The 20,627-nt window shown below is 61.5% G+C and carries 16 protein-coding genes; 4 read left to right on the forward strand and 12 right to left on the reverse strand.

From position 1 onward, the window contains the following. Positions 1–203: 203 nt before the first annotated feature. Together pncB and nadE are read left to right on the forward strand one after the other, a co-directional pair. Positions 204–1,418: a nicotinate phosphoribosyltransferase gene (pncB, locus tag AC19YY_RS09860; protein WP_169952179.1), complete on the forward strand. Its 1,215-nt coding sequence runs from the start codon at positions 204–206 to the stop codon at positions 1,416–1,418. Between the two features lie 3 nt (positions 1,419–1,421). Beyond that, positions 1,422–2,249, forward strand: coding sequence for an NAD(+) synthase (gene nadE / locus AC19YY_RS09865; protein WP_169952181.1), 828 nt, complete (start codon positions 1,422–1,424; stop codon positions 2,247–2,249). A 133-nt stretch (positions 2,250–2,382) separates the two neighbouring features. On the opposite strand, the gene azu is transcribed toward nadE, so the two are convergent. Next, positions 2,383–2,829 carry an azurin gene (gene azu, locus AC19YY_RS09870; protein WP_500604125.1) on the reverse strand — a complete coding sequence of 149 codons (447 nt, stop codon included), beginning with the start codon at positions 2,827–2,829 and terminating at the stop codon, positions 2,383–2,385. Between the two features lie 382 nt (positions 2,830–3,211). On the opposite strand from azu, the gene AC19YY_RS09875 reads away from it, so the two are divergent. Next, positions 3,212–3,400, forward strand: a complete 189-nt coding sequence (locus tag AC19YY_RS09875) for a hypothetical protein (RefSeq protein ID WP_169952186.1) — start codon at positions 3,212–3,214, stop codon at positions 3,398–3,400. Positions 3,401–3,481: 81 nt separating this feature from the next. On the opposite strand, the gene AC19YY_RS09880 is transcribed toward AC19YY_RS09875, so the two are convergent. The 3 genes from AC19YY_RS09880 to AC19YY_RS09890 all read right to left on the reverse strand — a co-directional run bounded on the left by AC19YY_RS09880 (position 3,482) and on the right by AC19YY_RS09890 (position 10,343). Then, on the reverse strand, positions 3,482–4,378 hold the full coding sequence (locus tag AC19YY_RS09880; RefSeq protein WP_500604126.1) for a transglutaminase family protein: 897 nt from the start codon (positions 4,376–4,378) through the stop codon (positions 3,482–3,484). Continuing rightward, on the reverse strand, positions 4,378–6,864 hold the full coding sequence (locus tag AC19YY_RS09885; RefSeq protein ID WP_500604127.1) for a circularly permuted type 2 ATP-grasp protein: 2,487 nt from the start codon (positions 6,862–6,864) through the stop codon (positions 4,378–4,380). The genes AC19YY_RS09880 and AC19YY_RS09885 overlap by 1 nt, the downstream gene beginning before the upstream one ends. Positions 6,865–7,058: 194 nt before the next feature. After that, positions 7,059–10,343, reverse strand: a complete 3,285-nt coding sequence (locus AC19YY_RS09890; protein ID WP_500604128.1) for a transglutaminase family protein — start codon at positions 10,341–10,343, stop codon at positions 7,059–7,061. Positions 10,344–10,366: 23 nt separating this feature from the next. Here AC19YY_RS09890 and AC19YY_RS09895 point away from each other — a divergent pair, with 23 nt between their 5' ends. Continuing rightward, complete coding sequence (locus AC19YY_RS09895; RefSeq protein ID WP_500604129.1) at positions 10,367–10,717, forward strand: hypothetical protein; 351 nt, start codon at positions 10,367–10,369, stop codon at positions 10,715–10,717. Between the two features lie 95 nt (positions 10,718–10,812). Here the strand turns inward: AC19YY_RS09895 and AC19YY_RS09900 are convergent, their stop codons facing one another. The 8 genes from AC19YY_RS09900 to rnr form a co-directional block, all read right to left on the reverse strand. Then, a complete protein-coding gene (locus AC19YY_RS09900; protein ID WP_169952196.1) occupies positions 10,813–13,116 on the reverse strand; it encodes a YgiQ family radical SAM protein in 2,304 nt (767 codons plus the stop codon). A 99-nt stretch (positions 13,117–13,215) separates the two neighbouring features. Then, a complete protein-coding gene (gene dnaB / locus AC19YY_RS09905) occupies positions 13,216–14,610 on the reverse strand; it encodes a replicative DNA helicase (protein WP_038445597.1) in 1,395 nt (464 codons plus the stop codon). Between the two features lie 108 nt (positions 14,611–14,718). Then, positions 14,719–15,165: a 50S ribosomal protein L9 gene (gene rplI, locus AC19YY_RS09910; RefSeq protein WP_003171376.1), complete on the reverse strand. Its 447-nt coding sequence runs from the start codon at positions 15,163–15,165 to the stop codon at positions 14,719–14,721. Between the two features lie 18 nt (positions 15,166–15,183). Then, positions 15,184–16,077 carry a YybS family protein gene (locus AC19YY_RS09915; RefSeq protein WP_170042461.1) on the reverse strand — a complete coding sequence of 298 codons (894 nt, stop codon included), beginning with the start codon at positions 16,075–16,077 and terminating at the stop codon, positions 15,184–15,186. A 36-nt stretch (positions 16,078–16,113) separates the two neighbouring features. Further along, positions 16,114–16,344, reverse strand: a complete 231-nt coding sequence (rpsR, locus tag AC19YY_RS09920) for a 30S ribosomal protein S18 (RefSeq protein WP_003171373.1) — start codon at positions 16,342–16,344, stop codon at positions 16,114–16,116. A 29-nt stretch (positions 16,345–16,373) separates the two neighbouring features. Further along, positions 16,374–16,796 (reverse strand): 30S ribosomal protein S6, encoded by a 423-nt coding sequence (gene rpsF / locus AC19YY_RS09925; protein WP_003217491.1) that lies wholly within the window; start codon positions 16,794–16,796, stop codon positions 16,374–16,376. Between the two features lie 320 nt (positions 16,797–17,116). Beyond that, a complete protein-coding gene (gene rlmB / locus AC19YY_RS09930) occupies positions 17,117–17,872 on the reverse strand; it encodes a 23S rRNA (guanosine(2251)-2'-O)-methyltransferase RlmB (protein WP_003217493.1) in 756 nt (251 codons plus the stop codon). Next, positions 17,869–20,505, reverse strand: a complete 2,637-nt coding sequence (rnr, locus tag AC19YY_RS09935; protein WP_170042459.1) for a ribonuclease R — start codon at positions 20,503–20,505, stop codon at positions 17,869–17,871. Before rnr ends, rlmB begins: the two co-directional genes overlap by 4 nt. Positions 20,506–20,627: the final 122 nt, after the last annotated feature.

Raw genomic sequence — 20,627 nt, forward strand, 5'->3', positions numbered from 1 at the left:
GGAACTTCTCGATTCCTTTTTCTCACCATGAGCACCGGGATCGGCACGACGTCATTGAGGTTCACAGTGGCCAATATCGGCCTGGGTGGCCCTAGCAAAAAAACTGCTGGCAAAACGGCACAAATCTATGCGCCACTAGCACCCTTCCTTTAATTGCGCGTACAAGGTCGGCGCCATCGCCGCCCCGTTTGGAGATTCCCGCCATGAGCGAGAGTGTGTTTGCCGATCGCATCGTGCAGAACCTGCTCGACACCGACTTCTACAAGCTGACCATGATGCAGGCGGTGCTGCACAACTACCCCAATGTGGAAGTTGAATGGGAGTTCCGTTGCCGTAACAGCGAGGACCTGCGCCCCTACCTGGCAGAAATCCGCTACCAGATCGAGCGCCTCGCCGAGTTGAGCCTGAGCCCGGATCAGTTGGGCTTCCTGGAACGCATCAGCTTTATGAAGCCGGACTTCCTGCGCTTCCTTGGCTTGTTTCGCTTCAACCTGCGCTACGTGCAGACCGGCATCGAGAACGGCGAGTTGTTTATCCGCCTGCGTGGCCCCTGGCTGCATGTGATTCTGTTTGAAGTGCCGTTGCTGGCCATCGTCAGCGAAGTACGCAACCGTTATCGCTACCAGACCATCATCCTGGAGCAGGCCCGAGAGCAGTTGTATCGCAAGTTCGACTGGCTGACCGCCAACGCCAGCAGCGATGAGCTGGCCGAGTTGCAGGTCGCGGACTTCGGTACCCGCCGGCGCTTTTCCTACCGCGTGCAGGAGGAAGTGGTGAATGTGCTCAAGCACGACTTCCCCGGCCGCTTCGTCGGCACCAGCAACGTGCACCTGGCCCGCGAGCTGGACATGAAGCCCCTGGGCACCATGGCCCATGAATGGATCATGGCCCACCAGCAACTGGGCCCGCGCCTGATCGACAGCCAGATCGCCGCCCTCGATTGCTGGGTCCGCGAGTACCGTGGCCTGCTGGGTATCGCCCTGACCGACTGCATCACCACCGATGCCTTCCTCAGCGATTTCGATCTGTACTTCGCCAAGCTGTTCGACGGCCTGCGCCATGACTCCGGCGACCCGGTGCAGTGGGCCGAAAAAGCCATCGCCCATTACCACAAGCTGGGCATCGAGCCGATGAGCAAGACCCTGGTGTTCTCCGACAGCCTGACGCTGCCCAAGGCCCTGGAGATTTTCCGTGCGCTGCGCGGGCGGATCAATGTCAGCTTTGGCATCGGCACCAACCTGACCTGTGACATTCCAGGTGTGGAACCGATGAGCATCGTGCTTAAAATGACCGCCTGCAATGGCCAGCCCGTGGCGAAGATCTCCGATGAAGCGGGCAAGACCCACTGCACGGATCCGAACTTCGTCGCCTATTTGCGCCACGTTTTCAAAGTACCTGCCATCTCTAGCGAGGAGTGAATCATGCAAGCCGTACAGCGTGAGATTGCCCAACAGCTCAAGGTCCAACCACCGTTCCAGGACCACGCCGCCCTTGAAGCGGAAGTGGCCCGGCGGATTACCTTTATCCAGGACTGCCTGCTCAACTCGGGGCTCAAGACCCTGGTACTGGGCATCAGCGGCGGTGTCGACTCCCTGACCGCAGGCCTGCTGGCCCAGCGGGCGATGAAAGAGCTGCGCGCGCTCAAAGGTGATGAGGCTTACCGCTTTATCGCGGTGCGCCTGCCTTACGAGACCCAGTTCGACGAGCACGATGCCCAGGCCAGCGTGGACTTTATCAACCCCGACGAACGCCACACGGTCAATATCGGCCCGGCGGTCAAGGCCCTGGCCAACGAAGTAGCGGCCTTCGAAGGCAAGGCTGCGGTGTCTCGTGACTTTGTGCTGGGCAATACCAAGGCGCGGATGCGCATGGTGGCGCAATACACTATCGCCGGCGCAGCGAGCGGCCTGGTGATCGGCACCGACCATGCGGCGGAAGCGGTGATGGGGTTTTTCACCAAGTTCGGTGATGGCGCGTGCGACCTGGCACCGTTGAGCGGGCTGGTGAAAAACCAGGTACGCGCGATTGCGCGGCACTTTGGTGCGCCGGAGTCGCTGGTGGAGAAAATCCCGACGGCCGACCTGGAAGACCTGTCACCGGGCAAGCCGGATGAAGCGTCCCATGGCGTGACCTATACCGAGATCGATGCGTTCCTGCACGGCCAGCCGGTGCGTGAGGAAGCGTTCAGGATTATCTGCGAGACCTATCGCAAGACTGAGCACAAGCGGGTGATGCCGTTTGCGCCTTGAGGTGAGGCGGGGGGTTGTGTATTGATTGTCAGGCCGCTATCGCGGGCAAGCCCGCTCCCACATTTGAATGTATTCACAAATCAAAATGTGGGAGCTGGCTTGCCTGCGATGAACGATAACGCGGTCTTGAGCCTTACTTCAGGGTCACAGTGCCTTTCATCATCGAGATGTGGCCTGGGAACGAGCAGAAGAACATGTAATTGCCGTCAGCCTTGAGCTTGGACACGTCGAAAGTCACCGAATCAGTCTCGCCAGCGCCGATGATCTTGGTGTGGGCGATGATGCGGGCGTCGTCTTTTTTCAGGTAGTTGTTGTCGATACCGGCGGCCATGCCTTCGGTTGCAACCGGCTGCATATCCGCCTCAGTGGTCAGCACCCAGTTATGGCCCATGACGTTCTTTGGCAGGTTACCGGAGTGCTTGAGCTCAACGGTGAACGTCTTGCAGCTCTTGTCGATTTCAATGGCCTTGGTGTCAAAGGACATTTGGTCGGTGGAGTCGACAGTGACCTTGCACTCTGCAGCAAGCAACTGGCCGCTAGCCAGAGTCAGCAGGGAAACAGCAACGATTTTGGCAAACATGTGAATCTCCAAGGCAGGGTTTAGAAAACGCATATGCGACAAGGGTGCCTGAGGCAGGCAGATGTTCCAATGATCTGAATCAACAAATTGTATACAACTTTAGGCTATCAGACTGATCGACAGAATCAACCAGCCAAAGTGCCGCACGGGGCCTATGATCGGCTCATCTTTGTTTCCTGGAGTCCGAGCCATGCACCTCAATAGCCTGTTATGCAGCCTGCTTGCCGCTTATGCCTGTGGCGCCAGCGGTACTTACGAAACGGTTAATGTCGACTAACGTTTAACCTGGAGAGGCGATTCTGAAACCCGATTAACCCTTGGGGCACGTTTAAAGGCAGAATACCCGCCGCTCAACCTCACCTTCGACCCCAGAGGATCGCCCATGGCAAAACCTAATTACTCCTTCGCCAAACGTCAGAGAGACTTGGCCAAGGAACAGAAGAAAGAGGAAAAGCTGCAACGCAAGAAAGCTGCGGCCGACGAAGAAGCAGGCGCACTGAACCCGGATGCCGAGGGTGAAGTGGCTGCTGACGATACCCAAACACCGAAAGACCAGGCACCCGAGGCCTGACTAACCACACAGGCTTATGTAGGAGTTGGCTTGCCGGCGATGGCGGCGCCCGGTAGACCACTGTCGCCGGCAAGCCGGCTCTTACAGTGGGTCTAATGGCATCACCGTCACCCGCACTTCCGGGTCATGGCTGCCCCCTCCCAGGATCACCCCGCGCAACGGCGAGACATCGGAGAAATCCCGGCCCCAGGCCAGGGTGATGTGTTCCAGTGCCGGCTGCACATTGTTGGTCGGATCAAAATCCACCCAGCCCGACAACGGGCAAAACACCGACACCCATGCGTGCGACGCATCGGCGCCGATCAGCCGTGGCTGGCCGGGCGGCGGCTGGGTCAGCAGGTAGCCACTGATATAACGCGCCGCCAGGCCCCGTGAGCGCAGGCAGGCGAGCATCAGGTGGGCAAAGTCCTGGCACACCCCCCGTCGACGCTCCAGCACCTCCACCAGCGGCGTGGCCACCTGGGTGGCTTCGGCATCGAAGGTGAACTCGCAAAAAATCTTCTCCATCAACGCCTGTACCCCCAGCAACAGCGGCAGGCCGGGCGCAAAGCAGCTCTCGGAGAACTCGACGAAGTTTTTCTTCAAGTGCACGTAGGGCGACTCGAAACGATAGCGGCACGCCTCGATGGCCTCCAACGACAATGGCTGGCCGCTGTAGGTCAGGCGGTTGCGGGTCTGGTCCCAGGGCGGTGACTGGCTGAAGTCCAGCACGGGCCGGGCCAGCACTTCCACGGTCAAGCCAGCGTTGACCAGCAATTCATCATGGGGCCGCTCGAACGCCAGCCGGGTGATCGGGTTGCCAAACACGTCCAGCTCATCACGACGCGCCGTCGGCTCGGGGCTGATCTCCAGTTGCCGCGAGGTACAGCGCTGCCACGCACACGGGCGCGGCCATAAGTGCGCCAGTTGCTGGGCCAGGGACACCGGGCTGTCGTAGTGGTAATGGGTATCGTGGAAAATCTGGTAGCGCGCGCTCATCACACAGACACCGTTTGCTGGCTGACATCATCTACATGGGCAAAATGGCGCAGGGCCAGGCGATCGGAGACCTGCCCGCTTTCATCGGCGACGGCCTGCAGCAGGTCCGCCAGGCCATCGAGGGCCGCGCGCACGCTGGCATCACCAAACAGCGGGTTCTCCAGGCAGCCCAGGTCAAAGCGCGCCAGGCGCTCTACCAACGGCGCCAGCCCGGCCTCGCGGGGCACGCCGAAATCATCGTTGAGCCGACGCAAGGTGCGGCTCACCAGCTTGAGCTGGAACAGCACCGCATGGGGGTTCTGTTCATCCAGCAACAACAGGTCCAGCACCGGAATCAATTGCGGCACCGCCAGGTAGCGCGAACGGTAGGTGATGCTGCTGTTGCCCAGCTCCAGCAGCCACTCCAGCCCGGCCTGGTCGAACACCGCCACCCCGCGCAGGAAGGCCGCGAGGCTGCTGCTGAGAAATTGCAGGCGCTCGATGCGCCGGCCCATCATCAAAAAGCGCCAGCCTTCGTCGCGGGTCATGTCGTCGAGGGCAAAGCCGGACAGCGCCGCCAGGGACATCACCAGGCGGTTGAGGAAGTCCAGCAACTGGCCAAAGTCCGGCGCTTCGCGCTCCAGCTCCAGGGCTTCGCGCTGCAGCTCCACCAGAGCCTGCCAGTTCTCCCGGGACAGCTTGCCGCGCACCTGGGACGCCGCCCACTGCAAGCGCTGCAGGTTGGCACGCAGGCTCGACGGCCAGTCATCACCGAGCAGGGCCTGTAGCAGGCGCTCGGGCAACTCGCCCTCCTCCGGCAGCAGGCGCAGGCTTTCGCCGAGTTCCACGGCGGCCTGCAAGGCCAACGGGTCGTCACCATCGACATAGCGGGCGAGGACGATGCGCAGCCAGCGCGCGCTGTCATCGCAGCGCTCGCAGTAGCGGCCGAACCAGAACAGGTTTTCTACCACGCGCGACGGCAGGTACGGGTCGCGGCGCACCAGGTCATGGGTGCCGATCACCCTCTGCGCGCGCCATTGCTCGCCGCCGGGGGCGCGCTCGCCCAGCACCCAAGTGTCCTTGCTCGCCCCGCCACGCTGCATCGACACCACTTCGGCGTCCGCATGGGCTGCCACGCGGGTCAGGCCACCCGGCAGCACCCGATAGCCATCCTCACCGGCCACCGCGTACACACGCATGCCGATGGCGCGATGTTGCAGATGGTCATCCACGGTGTGCCAGACCGGCGCCTGAGACAGCTGCGCCAGCTCCTGGGCCACGTAGGCGTATGGGCGCGCCTGCATGCGTTCGGCCAGGGCCTGGCGTTGTTCGGCACTCAAGTCGCGGCCAAATACCGGGGCAAAACTCTGCGAGGGAAATGCTGGCTTGATCAGCAGCTCCGGCAGTTTTTCCAGGGCTTCGGCCAGCACCGGCGCTTCGCCGCACCACCAGGTGGCGATGGACGGCAGGATCAGTTCTTCGCCAAACAGAAACTGATTGATCTTCGGCAGGAAACCCAGCAGCCCAGGGGACTCCAGCACGCCGGCGCCCAGGGCGTTGGCCACCAGCACATTGCCCTGGCGCACCGCGTCCAGCAGGCCGGGCACGCCCAGGGCCGAGTCGGTGCGCAGCTCCAGGGGGTCGCAAAAATCATCGTCCAGCCGCCGCATGATCGCGTGCACGCGGCGCAGGCCGCTGAGGGTTTTCAGGTACACGGTGCTGTCGCGCACGGTCAGGTCGCCGCCTTCTACCAGCGGGTAGCCAAGCTGGCGGGCCAGGTACAGGTGTTCGAAATAGCTTTCATTGAAGCGCCCCGGGGTCAGCAGCACGATCAGCGGCGGCTGGTCATCGCCGGGGGCCTGGCGGGCCAGGGTTTCCTGCAGGGTGCGGAAGAACCCGGTGAGGTGCTGCACCTGCAAGTCGCGATACAAATCCGGGAATGCGCGGGAAACGATGGTGCGGTTTTCCAGGGCGTAGCCGGCACCGGACGGCGCCTGGGTACGGTCCGCCGTGACCCACCAGCGGCCATCCGGGGTGCGCGCCAGGTCCACCGCGTACAGGTGCAGGAACACCCCATCGGGCGGCTGGATGCCCTGGCAAGGCCACAGGAAGTTGTTATGCCCAAACACCAGCTCTGCCGGCAGCAAGCCTTCGGCAATCAGGCGTTGCGGGCCGTACAGGTCGGCCAGCACCGCATTGAGCAAGCGCGCGCGTTGGGCAATGCCTGCCGACAAATGCGCCCACTCATCCGCCGCCAATACGTGGGGCAGCAGGTCCAGTTCCCATGGGCGATCGGCGCCCTTGGGGTCGGCATAGACGTTGTAGGTCACGCCGTTTTCCTGAATCTGCCGCGTCAACAACGCCTGGCGCTGGGCCAACTGCGCCGGGGTGCTGCGTTGCAGATGGTCGAGCAGGCGCTGCCAATGGGCGCGCACGGCGCCGCTGTCATCCAGCAGTTCGTGATAGGTGCCCGCAGTCAGCGGGTAACGGTCGAGCAAGTCGGACATGGAACGCTCGGCAGGGGCAAGGGGGCTCAGATTAACCCAACAAACATTGCAAATCCTCTGTGGAAACTGGGCTCGCGTGGGAGCGGGTTTGCTCGCGATAGCGGTGGGTCGGCCAATGCATGTACTGGCTGATATTCCGTCATCGCGGGCAAGCCCGCTCCCACACAAGCCCGCTCCTATAGGTGGAGTTGTGTTTAGTCATTTTTATTGGCGAAGCGCCGCAGATCCAGGGTCATTGGCAGTTCATCGTTGATCACCACCGTCGGCACCGGCAATTTCCCCGGGCTGTGGCCCAAACGGAAGAACCGCGCCATGCGTCGGCTTTCCGCTTCGTTGGCATTCACCGGCAAGCTGTCGTAATTGCGCCCGCCCGGATGGGCCACGTGGTATTGGCAACCACCCAGGGAGCGTTGCATCCAGGTATCCAGCAAGTCGAATACCAACGGCGCATGCACGGCGATGGTCGGCTGCAGGCAATTGGCCGGTTGCCAGGCGCGATAACGCACACCCGCCACAAACTCGCCGACCCGGCCGGTAGCGTGCAGTGGCACGGCCACCCCGTTGCAGGTCAGCACATAGCGCTGTGGCGCCAGGCCGCTGAGTTTTACCTGCAGGCGCTCAAGGGATGAATCCACATAGCGCACCGTACCGCCCGCCGCGCCCTCTTCGCCCAGTACATGCCAGGGCTCCAGGGCCTGGCGCAGTTCCAGCTCGATACCGCTGACGGCATAGTCGCCGACCTTGGGAAAGCGAAACTCCAGGTGTGCCGCGAACCACTCGGCGCGCAGCGGATAACCGGCGGCGTTGAGCTCGACAATCACGTCGGCAAAGTCCTGCTCGATAAAGTGCGGCAGCAGGAAGCGATCGTGCAGCTCCGTGCCCCAGCGCGCCAGCTTCGGTGGCGCGTAGGGCTCACGCCAGAAGCGCGCCACCAGGGCGCGCAGCAGCAACTGTTGGGTCAGGCTCATGCGCGCATGGGGCGGCATTTCAAAAGCGCGCAACTCCAGCAGGCCCAGGCGCCCGGTGGCGCCATCCGGCGAGTAGAGCTTGTCGATGCAGAATTCGGCACGGTGGGTATTGCCGGTGACGTCGATCAACAGGTTGCGCAGCAAGCGGTCCACCCGCCACGGCGGGCATTCCTCGCCTGGCGCGGGCATTTGCGCGAAGGCGATTTCCAGTTCATACAGCGCGTCGTTGCGCGCCTCATCCACCCGTGGTGCCTGGGAGGTCGGGCCGATAAACAGCCCGGAAAACAGGTACGACAACGACGGGTGGTTATGCCAGTAGCTGATCAGGCTGCGCAACAGGTCCGGGCGGCGCAGGAACGGCGAATCCTTGGGCGTGGCCCCACCCAGCACAAAGTGGTTACCGCCGCCGGTGCCGGTGTGGCGCCCGTCGATCATGAATTTTTCGGTGGTCAGGCGGGTTTGCCGGGCCTCTTCATAGAGGAACTCGGTGCGCTCCACCAGTTCGTCCCAGGTGGCGGACGGCTGCACGTTGACTTCGATCACGCCAGGGTCTGGCGTCACACGGAAGTTGCTCAGGCGTGGGTCACTCGGCGGCTCGTAACCTTCCAGCAGCACCGGGCAATGCAGTTCCTGGGCGGTGGCCTCGATGGCGCTCACCAACTCCAGGTAATCCTCGACCCGCTCCAGGGGCGGCATGAACAGGTAGAGCCGCCCTCCCCGCGCTTCAGCGCACAAGGCAGTACGGGTCAGCCAGTCGGCAGACTCGTCGATCTTGGGCACACGCTCATCGCTGGGCGCAGGCTCGCCAGGGCCTGGCGTGGTGATGGCCAGCGCCGGCAGATCCTGATTGGGATCGGTCGGATGCACAAAGGGGTAATCTGCCGCCGTCACCCAGGGCTGAGAGGCCAAGGGCAGGCGATAGCCCAGTGGCGAATCACCCGGCACCAGCCGGCAGTGGGTGTCGCGCAGGTACCAACGGCCACTCTGCCAGCGGTCGTTGGCCGCCGTGCGCGCCAGGGGCAGTACGTGGCCGATGACTTTATCCAGGCCCTGGCTGAACACCTTGCGCAGGCGTTCACGCTCCAGCTCATCGTCCAGGCGCGAATCCTGGGGGCTGACGTTCTGCGGCAAGGCTCCTTCGCGCCACAGGTAGTAAAAATTGTCCTCGAAGGCCGGGAATACAAAGCGTGCGGGGAGCTTCAGGCGCTCGGCAATGCTCGCCAGGAAGCGCCCGGCCATCACGTCATCCGCACCGTAGTCCTGCTGCTCGTCGGCAATCAACGCGTCGTTGTGCCAGACCGGCACGCCGTCCCGACGCCAATGGCAATTGAGCGACCAGCGCGGCAGTTGCTCGCCGGGGTACCACTTGCCCTGGCCGAAGTGCACCAGCCCTTTGGGCGCGTAGTGCTTGCGCATGCGCTGGAACAGCTCGGCAGACAGCCGGCGCTTGTCCGGGCCGAGGGCGGCGGTGTTCCACTCGGCGCCGTCGGGGTCGTCGATGGAAACAAATGTCGGCTCGCCGCCCATGGTCAGGCGCACATCGTCCCTGAGCAGGTCGCTATCAATCTGCCGGCCCAGGGCCTGGATCGCCAGCCATTGCTCTTCGGTGTAGGGCTTGGTGACGCGCGGCGCTTCCCAGATGCGCTCTACCGACATTTCGTGGGTAAATTCGCACTCGCACGGTTCCACCAGCCCACTGATCGGGGCGGCAGACGATGGATCAGGACTACACGCCAACGGGATATGCCCTTCACCAGCGAACAGGCCGGAGGTGGCATCCAGGCCGATCCAGCCGGCACCGGGCAAGTACACCTCGCACCAGGCATGCAGGTCGGTGAAGTCCACCTCGGTACCGGAGGGCCCGTCGAGGGCCTTGACGTCGGCGGTCAACTGGATCAGGTAGCCGGAGACAAACCGTGCCGCCAAGCCCAGGTTGCGCAGCAATTGCACCAGCAGCCAGGCCGAGTCACGGCAGGAGCCGGAGGCGTTTTCCAGGGTGAATTCGGGGGTTTGTACGCCAGGCTCCATGCGGATCAGGTAGCCGATATCGGCGGCCAGGCGCTGGTTGAGGCCGACCAGGAAATCCACGGCCGGCAGCGGCGTGCGGTCGATACCGGCCAAGTACGCGGCAAACTTGGGGGTCAGCGGCAGGGTTTCCAGATACGGTGCCAGCTCGCGCTGCTCATCGGCGGCGTAGCTGAAGGGGATGTGTTCGGCGTAGGGCTCAAGGAAAAAGTCGAACGGATTGAACACCGCCATCTCGGCCACCAGATCGACCTCGATGCGCAGCTCGTCGGTCTTTTCCGGGAACACCAGGCGCGCCAGGTAATTGCCCTGGGGATCTTGCTGCCAATTGATGAAATGCTGCTCGGGCAGCACCTTCAGCGCGTAGGACAGGATCCGCGTGCGGCTATGGGCTGCCGGGCGCAGGCGTACGATCTGCGGGCCAAGCTCCACAGCGCGGTCGTAGCGGTAATGCGTAACGTGGTGCAACGCGACATGAATCGACACGGCGGCCTCCTGCGAGCCAGGGCATGGAAACAAAGCGCGCAAGACTTATGCCAGTGCGGCGGTCATTGCGCTTTATCGAGGGACCCGGTGCAGTACAGCACCAAAACGGCGCGAGAGTGACCGCCGTGGTGCGAGGGTTGCACATATTTGTGGCGCAAGTGCGGGGCGCAGTGGTGAATCTACCCAATCAGCGCGTTTTGCGCGCGGCGATGACGGCTTGGCGCATGGAGTATGTGGCGCTGGTGCTTGATGTTGAGCTGGTTTTCTTCCTCGAGGTCGAGGGTGGCTGGTCTGGCGTCATCGCAGGCAAGCCAGCTCCCACAATTTTAAATTGTGAACCTGATCAGATGTGGGAGCTGGCTTGCCTGCGATGACGGCTTGACGGGCGCCACCTTAACAAGCAGGTTTCCCACCCGCGACAAAGCAAAACGCCAGCACGGAGGCTGGCGTTTTGCATTTCAGGCGGTGATCAACGCGGCACGACCGGCTTGCGCGCAGGCTTCTTGCCTTTGCCCTTGGCCGCGTCGGTGCGTTCTTTAGCTGCCTGCTTGTTGCGCGCCATGGCCGCGGCCTTGGCTTGTTCGCGCTTGTCCCACGGGTTGCTGCCGTCGCTGCCACGGGGCGGCAGGCCGGTGTGCTGGGTGAGGATCTTGGTGGTGGTTTCCTTGGCGACCTTATGGCTGCCCACCGGCGTCGAGTTCTTGCGACGAGCACTCTGGTAGCTGTCGGTGGACGGCTGGTGCAGCGGGATCAACTGCTCCTTGCCCGGCCCGATCAGGTCGGCGCGGCCCATGCGCGTCAGCGCTTCACGCAGCATCGGCCAGCCTTTGGGGTCGTGGTAGCGCAGGAACGCCTTGTGCAGACGGCGCTGGTCTTCGCTCTTGACGATGGTCACCGCGTCGCTCTTGTAGGTGACCTTGCGCAGCGGGTTCTTGCCCGAGTGGTACATCGCGGTGGCGGTGGCCATTGGCGAGGGGTAGAACGCCTGCACCTGGTCGGCACGGAAGCCATTGCCCTTGAGCCACAGGGCCAGGTTCATCATGTCTTCATCGGTGGTGCCGGGGTGGGCGGCGATGAAGTACGGGATCAGGTACTGCTCCTTGCCCGCTTCCTTGGTGTACTTCTCGAACATGCGCTTGAACTTGTCATAGCTGCCGATGCCCGGTTTCATCATCTGATTGAGCGGACCTTCCTCGGTGTGTTCCGGGGCGATCTTCAGGTAACCACCGACGTGGTGGGTCACCAGCTCTTTGACATATTCCGGCGACTCCACGGCCAGGTCGTAGCGCAGGCCGGAAGCGATCAGAATCTTCTTCACACCCGGCAACGCACGGGCGCTGCGGTACAGCTGGATCAACGACGAGTGGTCGGTGTTCAGGTTCGGGCAGATGCCTGGGAATACGCAGGACGGCTTGCGGCACGCGGATTCGATTTCCGGGCTCTTGCAGGCAATGCGGTACATGTTCGCGGTCGGCCCGCCGAGGTCGGAAATCACCCCGGTAAAGCCCGGGACTTTGTCGCGGATTTCTTCGATCTCGCGAATGATCGACTCTTCGGAACGGTTCTGGATGATCCGGCCTTCGTGCTCGGTGATCGAGCAGAAGGTGCAGCCGCCGAAGCAGCCACGCATGATGTTCACCGAGAAGCGGATCATGTCGTAGGCGGGGATCTTCTCTTTGCCATACACCGGGTGTGGGACACGGGCGTAAGGCATGCCGAACACGTAGTCCATTTCTTCGGTGGTCATGGGAATGGGCGGCGGGTTGAACCACACGTCCACTTCGCCATGCTTCTGTACCAGCGCGCGGGCGTTGCCTGGGTTGGTTTCCAGGTGGAGCACGCGGTTGGCGTGGGCATACAGCACCGAGTCGCCACGGACTTTTTCCACGGACGGCAGACGAATGACCGTCTTGTCACGGGTCATGCGCGGGCTGGCCAGGATCTGTACGACCTTGGCCTCTTCCGGGTCTTCAACCGGGCCCTTTTCCTGCTCGATGGCACAGGCCTGGGTGTCCTGGGTATTCACGTACGGGTTGATGATCTTGTCGATCTTGCCCGGACGGTCGATACGGGTGGAGTCCACTTCGTACCAGCCTTCCGGCGTGTCACGGCGAATGAACGCGGTGCCGCGCACGTCGGTGATGTCTTCGATCTTGTGGCCCCACGACAGGCGCTGGGCAACTTCGACAATCGCCCGTTCGGCGTTGCCGTACAGCAGGATATCGGCGGTGGCGTCGATCAGGATCGAGTTGCGCACCCGGTCCTGCCAATAGTCGTAGTGGGCGATGCGGCGCAGCGAAGCCTCGATACCACCGAGCACGATCGGCACGTTTTTGTAGGCTTCCTTGCAGCGCTGGCTGTACACCAGGCTCGCCCGGTCCGGGCGTTTGCCGGCCATGCCGCCTGGGGTGTAGGCGTCGTCGGAGCGGATTTTCTTGTCGGCGGTGTAGCGGTTGATCATCGAATCCATGTTGCCGGCCGCGACGCCGAAGAACAGGTTCGGCTCGCCGAGCTTCATGAAGTCGTCTTTGGACTGCCAGTTGGGCTGGGCAATGATCCCGACGCGAAAGCCCTGGGACTCCAGCAGCCGGCCGATGATCGCCATGCCAAACGACGGATGGTCAACGTAGGCATCGCCGGTGACGATGATGATGTCGCATGAATCCCAGCCAAGCTGATCCATCTCCTCCCTGCTCATGGGCAGGAATGGCGCTGGACCGAAACATTCGGCCCAATACTTGGGATAGTCAAATAACGGCTTGGCTGTTTGCATGACGGTGACCGGTGTTGAGATGAAAAATCGCGGGCGCGGAATATAGCACAAATTTTGACCAATTCCGACCTTTGCAGTCGGAATTGGCGAGACCGTCTTTTACTCGTCCTCGAAGTTGTAGCTGCCCGGCGCGAGGTTTTCGAAACGTGTGTATTTACCGATAAACGCCAGGCGCGTGGTGCCGATCGGCCCGTTCCGCTGCTTACCGATAATGATCTCGGCGATGCCTTTGTGTTCGGTCTCCGGGTGATAAACCTCGTCCCGGTACACGAACATGATCACGTCGGCATCCTGCTCGATCGCTCCGGATTCACGCAAGTCGGAGTTGATCGGGCGTTTGTTCGGCCGCTGCTCCAGGGAGCGGTTGAGCTGCGAGAGCGCAACCACCGGGCAGTTGAACTCCTTGGCCAGGGCCTTGAGGGAGCGCGAGATTTCGGAAATCTCGTTGGTCCGGTTGTCGCCGCCGGAACCAGGGATCTGCATCAATTGCAGGTAGTCGATCATGATCAGGCCGACATCGCCGTGCTCACGCACCAGGCGCCGGGTGCGTGCGCGCATTTCCGACGGGCTGATGCCCGCGGTATCGTCGATGAACAGCTTACGGTCGTTGAGCAGGTTGACCGCCGAGGTCAGGCGCGGCCAATCGTCGTCTTCGAGGCGACCGGCACGCACCTTGGTCTGGTCGATGCGGCCCAGGGACGAGAGCATCCGCATGATCAGCGATTCACCTGGCATCTCCAGGGAGTACACCAGTACGGCCTTCTCGCTGCGCAGTACCGCGTTCTCCACCAGGTTCATGGCAAACGTGGTCTTACCCATGGACGGACGACCGGCGACGATGATCAAGTCAGCCGGTTGCAGGCCGCTGGTCATGCCGTCGAGGTCGGTGTAGCCAGTGGACAGCCCGGTGATGGCATTGTCGGTGTTAAACAGCGTATCGATGCGGTCGATGGCCTTGGTCAACAGGTCGTTGACGCTGACCGGGCCGCCGGTCTTGGGCCGCGCTTCGGCGATCTGGAAGATCTGCCGTTCGGCTTCATCAAGGATTTCTTCTGCCGTGCGGCCTTCGGGGTTGAAGGCGCTGTCGGCGATTTCCGTGGCGATGCCAATCAGCTGTCGCAAGGTGGCTCGTGCGCGGACGATCTGCGCGTAGGCCTTGATGTTGGCGACAGATGGCGTGTTTTTCGCCAATTCGCCCAGGTAACCGAGGCCGCCCACCTGCGAGGTCTGACCTTCCTTGTCCAATTGCTCGGCAAGGGTCACGACATCGATGGGGGAGTTAAGGTCGGCCAGTTTGGCGATGGCGCGGAAAATCAGGCGGTGGTCATGGCGATAGAAATCACCGTCCGAGACTTGATCGAGCACGCGTTCCCAGGCGTTGTTGTCCAGCATCAAGCCACCGAGCACGGCCTGTTCGGCCTCGATGGAATGCGGCGGCACCTTCAGGGCAGCGGTTTGCAGATCGTATTGCTCAGGAGCGGAGATATCGTTCATGGCCACTTGAAATTAGGGGGTCTGAAAAAACAAAAGGCACGACCTGTAAACAGGATCGTGCCCGATGTTAACCGCCTGGCACCGGGGGTGCCAGTCAGTTAGCTTGCTTTAAGCTGCTACCACTACAACGCGTACGGTGGCTTCAACTTCAGCGTGCAGGTGCACGGCTACGTCGAATTCGCCTACGTTGCGGATGGTGCCGTTCGGCAGACGAACTTCGCTCTTCTGCACTTCAACGCCGGAGGCGGTCAGTGCATCAGCGATGTCGTGGGTGCCGATCGAACCGAACAGCTTGCCTTCGTCACCGGCGGTGGCAGTGATAGTCACTTCCAGCTCAGCCAGTTGGGCGGCACGGGTTTCAGCCGAAGCTTTCTTGTCTGCTGCAGCTTTTTCCAGCTCAGCGCGACGCTCTTCAAACGCGGCCAGGTTGGCAGCGGTTGCAGCGGTGGCTTTGCCGTATGGCAGCAGGTAGTTACGACCGTAGCCGGCCTTAACGTTTACTTTGTCGCCCAGGTTGCCCAGGTTGGCGACTTTTTCCAGAAGGATCAGTTGCATGTGAAAATCCTCTAACTTTTAACCTTCACCGTTCGCGTTATCGGCGTCTTTCGGCGCCAGACGACCGCGAAAATCAATCAGGCCGTCGACAATGGCCAAGACCACGAGTAACGGATAGATCAGTTGCATAAACAGCAACAGCGTCACGTACAACCCCACCAGCCAGAACCTGGCCAGGCGCTTTTGCGCCACCAGCCCGTGAATCAGGGCCAGCCCGGCAATCACCAGCGGTACGCTGCACAACGGCGTCAACATGGCCATTTGCGGACCGAAGTTCGGCCCTACAAGCATGCACGCCAGCAGCAACATCGCTGGTCCTGCGGGGATTCTGATACTGCGAAACTCGCGACCAAAACCACCTGGGTTATACAACAACGCCTGCCAGTAGCGCCCAAGAATCAGGCTCAGCACACTGACGATCTGCAACAGTGCCGCTATCAGGCCGGTAAGGACCGGAGCAATCAGTGTGGCCATGCGCGCTCGCTCATCTACCGACAATTGCTGGTAGAGATCCCCGAGGGCCAGTGGCAGGATTTTTACCAACTCCTGCGACAGCGCCTCGATTTGCGGGCGGAAAGCCGCGCCAAGCACCACTGAATACACCACTCCCAATGCCACGCTGACCAGCAGCGTACGGACCCAGGACTCACTTGCGCGCAGAACCAACGCAAGGCTCGAAGACCCCAGCAGTACCAGAAGTACCCGCGGATCGTCGAATTGCAGCCACCAGATCAAGGCCGGCAGCAACCCCAGGGCAAGGACGCCCAGGGCGTCCTTCAAACCGCGCCGCAGCAGCACAAGGCTTCCTGCGGCAGCACCCAACCAATACAACAACGGCAATGCAGCACATCCAGCCACTACCAGAGTGGCCTGCACACGACCGCGCATGATGAACTCAGCTAAGGCGCGCATGCATTCAATCCCTTACTACTTGTCGACTGCCCGGTCTCAGCGGCCGTGGCTGTCGGTGTAGGCCAGCAGGGCCAGGAAGCGGGCGCGCTTGATAGCGGTGGCCAGCTGACGCTGATAACGAGCTTTGGTACCGGTGATACGGCTTGGAACAATTTTGCCGGTCTCGGATACGTAGGCTTTCAGAGTGTTGAGATCTTTGTAGTCGATCTCCTTCACTTCTTCAGCGGTGAAGCGGCAAAACTTACGACGACGGAAGAAACGTGCCATTTGATAGGCTCCTTAATAAGGTCCGTGGATTACTCGTCAGCGTTATCGCTGTTGTCGCTGTCATCACTATCAGCGCTTTCAGCGCCTTCGTGCTCAGGACGGTCGCGACGCTCACGGCGCTCACTGCGGTTTTCTTCAGCCTTGAGCATCTCGGATTGGCCGGTAACGGCTTCTTCGCGACGGATGACCAGGTTACGGATCACTGCATCGTTGTAGCGGAAGTTGTCTTCCAGCTCGGCCAGGGCCTTGCCAGTGCACTCAACGTTCAGCATCACGTAGTGAGCCTTGTGAACATTGTTGATTGCGTAGGCCAGTTGACGACGGCCCCAATCTTCCAGACGGTGGATTTTGCCGCCGTCTTCTTCGATCAGCTTGGTGTAACGCTCAACCATGCCGCCGACTTGCTCGCTTTGATCCGGGTGGACCAAAAAGATGATTTCGTAATGACGCATGAATGCTCCTTACGGGTTGTAGCCTGCCGCTCAAAAACGGTCAGACAAGGAGTGAATGACACTTAGGAATCTTGCCGAAGGGAGGCACATCGGTGCCCGCCAGGAAGGCAAGGGGCGCAATTGTAGAGAAGGGGGAGAAAGGGTGCAAGGCAATTGGTGATTATTTGACCAAAAACCAATGTGGGAACAGGCTTGTGTGGGAGCTGGCTTGCCTGCGATGCAGACACCTCGGCACATCAGGTGTACTGAGGTGATGCTATCGCAGGCGAGCCAGCTCCCACACAAGCCCGCTCCCACATTTGGACCTGCGCCAGACCTGATTACTTCTTGGCCTTGGCCTTGGCACCACGCTGGCGCTGGGCTTCGAACAGGCAGACGCCCGTCGCGACTGAAACGTTGAGGCTGCTGACGCTACCCGCCATCGGCAAGTGCACCAGGTAATCGCAATGTTCACGGGTCAGGCGACGCATGCCCTTGCCTTCGGCACCCATGATCAGGATGGTCGGGCCAGTGAGGTCCTGGTCATAAATGCTGACCTCGGCCTCTCCCGCCGTGCCCACGACCCACAAGCCGCGCTGCTGGAGTTTTTCCAGGGTGCGCGCCAAGTTGGTCACGGCCACCAGCGGAATCACTTCCGCCGCGCCGCAGGCGACTTTACGCACAACTGGCGTCAACGTGGCCGACTTGTCTTTAGGCACGATCACCGCCAGCGCACCGGCAGCATCCGCCGAACGCAGGCAGGCGCCGAGGTTATGCGGGTCGGTCACGCCGTCCAGCACCAGCAACAGCGGCGCGCCTTCGGTACGGTCGAGCAGCTCGTCGAGCATGGCCTCGCCCCAGACCTGGCTCGGACTCACGTCCGCTACCACGCCCTGGTGCACGCCTTCGACCCACACGTCCATTTCGCGACGTTCGGCCTGGCCGATGGCAACCTTGTTCTGGTTGGCCAGCTCCACCAGCGCTTGCACGCGCGGCTCGCTACGACCCTCGGCCAACCACACTTGCTTGACGCGCTTGGGATGGTGACGCAGCAACGCTTCTACGGCGTGTACGCCGTAGATTTTTTCCAGACTCATGACTTGGCCTTAGGTTTGCGCGACCCGCCGCTCTTGGCAGGGGCCGAACCCGCTTTTGGCGGGCCTTTACGGTGTTTACTCGGTTTGCTCGACGGCTTGTCGGCGGCCTGGGACTTTCCCCCAGACGCCGCTTTACCACCGCTTTTGGCTTCATTGAGCAACTGCTGCTTCAACTCGCGACTCTTGCGCAGCTCGGCGTTTTTCGCCGCCGCATCGCTAGGGCGGTAAGCGTCACTGACCTTTTCCTTGCTCGACGAACGGCGAGCAGGCTTGGCGGCTGGCTCGGCGGCAACAGCCGCGGCAGCTTTGGCCGGAGCGCCTTTTTTCGCCGGCGCTGCAGTTTCAGCACCACGCTTCTTGCGACCAATCGGTGCATCGATGGTTTTTTCGGCCATCTCGAAGTCGATCTTGCGCTCGTCGAGATCGACGCGCATGACCCGCACTTCCACGGTATCGCCCAAGCGGAAGCTGCGACCGGTGCGCTCGCCCGCCAGGCGGTGATGCACAGGGTCGAAGTGGTAGTAGTCACCCGGCAAGGCAGTGACGTGCACTAGGCCTTCGACGTAGATATCGGTCAGCTCGACGAACAGGCCAAAGCCAGTCACCGCGGTGATCACGCCCGGGAACGACTCGCCTACGCGATCCTTCATGAACTCGCACTTGAGCCAGTTCACCACATCGCGAGTGGCTTCGTCGGCACGGCGCTCGCTCATGGAGCACTGCTCGCCCAACTGTTCCAGGGCCGCTTCGTCGTACGGATAGATCCGTGCCTTCGGAATGGTCATGGCACCGGCACGCTTGACGTGCGGGGTGTTCTGCTTGGAATGGATCACGCTGCGGATAGCACGGTGCGTGAGCAGGTCCGGGTAGCGGCGGATCGGCGAGGTGAAGTGGGTATACGCCTCGTAATTCAGGCCGAAGTGGCCCTGGTTGTCGGCGCTGTACACCGCCTGGCTGAGGGAGCGCAGCATGACGGTCTGGATCAGGTGGAAATCCGGACGGTCCTTGATGCTGGCCAGCAGCGCCTGGTAATCCTTGGGCGACGGGCCGTCCTTGCCTTTGTGCAGGGACAGGCCAAGCTCACCGAGGAAGGCGCGCAGTTTTTCCAGGCGCTCCGGCGGCGGACCATCGTGCACTCGGTACAGCGCAGGAATCTCGTGCTTTTTCAGGAATTCGGCGGTGGCCACGTTGGCCGCCAGCATGCATTCCTCGATCAGCTTGTGCGCGTCATTACGGGTGGTCGGCGTGATTTCGGCGATTTTGCGCTCGGAACCGAAAATGATCCGGGTTTCCTGGGTTTCAAAATCGATCGCGCCACGCACATGACGTGCGCCCAGCAACACCTTGTACAGCGAGTAGAGCTGCTTGAGGTGCGGGACTACGTCGGCGTACTGGCTGCGCAAAGCCTTGGCTTCGCTGGTTTTCGGCGTTTCCAGGATGGTGCTGACCTTGTTGTAGGTCAGGCGCGCCTGGGAGTGGATCACCGCTTCGTAGAACTGGTAATCGGTCATTTCGCCGGTTTTCGAGATGGTCATCTCGCACACCATGGCCAAACGGTCGACTTTCGGGTTCAGGGAGCACAGGCCGTTGGACAGCTGCTCAGGCAGCATCGGGATCACGCGCTCAGGGAAGTACACGGAGTTGCCGCGCACCTGGGCTTCGTTATCCAGGGCCGAACCGATCTTCACGTAGCTGGATACGTCGGCAATCGCGACAAACAACTTCCAGCCGCCGGAGAACAGGCGCAGCTTGCCGGGCTTGGCTTCGCAGTAGACCGCATCGTCGAAGTCGCGGGCATCTTCGCCGTCAATGGTGACGAACGGCAGATGGCGCAGGTCGATGCGTTTCTCTTTGTCTTTTTCTTCGACTTCCGGCTTGAGCTTGGCGGCTTCTTTGAGCACTGCCTCAGGCCAGACGTGAGGAATATCGTAGGTGCGCAGCGCAACGTCGATTTCCATGCCCGGCGCCATGTAGTTGCCGACCACTTCGACGATATCGCCCTGTGGTTGGAAGCGCGGGGTTGGCCAGTGGGTGATTTTCACCTCGACGAACTGACCGACCTTGGCAGCGCCGTTGCGGCCCGGGGTCACCAGCACTTCCTGCTGGACCTTGGGGTTGTCCGGAATCACGAAGCCGATGCCGCCTTCTTCGAAGTAACGGCCGACGATGGACTCGTGGGCACGGGACACCACTTCGACAATCACGCCTTCGCGCCGACCGCGACGATCCAGGCCCGACACACGCGCCAGGGCACGGTCGCCATCGAACACCAGGCGCATTTGCGCCGGGCTCATGAACAGGTCATCGCTGCCATCATCAGGGATCAGGAAGCCGAAGCCGTCACGGTGACCGGCAATGCGGCCAAGGATCAGGTCGAGCTTGTCCACCGGTGCGTAAGTGCCGCGGCGGGTGTAGATCAACTGTGCATCGCGCTCCATGGCGCGCAGGCGGCGGCGCAGCGCTTCGAGTTGGTCTTCGGTGGTCAGACCGAATTCTTCAACCAGCTGCTCGCGGCTAGCAGGCGAACCCCGATCGGCGAGATGCGCCAGGATCAGTTCGCGGCTAGGAATAGGGTTTTCATATTTTTCCGCTTCACGAGCGGCCTCGGGATCGAGGGACTGCCAATCGGCCATTAGAGAGTTTTCACCTTGTCTATATGTGGGTTAGTTTGGCATACGCGTATTGAAACGGGAAATTTCCAGCAATAACTAGCCGGGAAATGCGTTTTATAGCCCCGCAAAACCACCTTGCGCGA

Source organism: Pseudomonas sp. MF09156, from assembly GCF_059862305.1.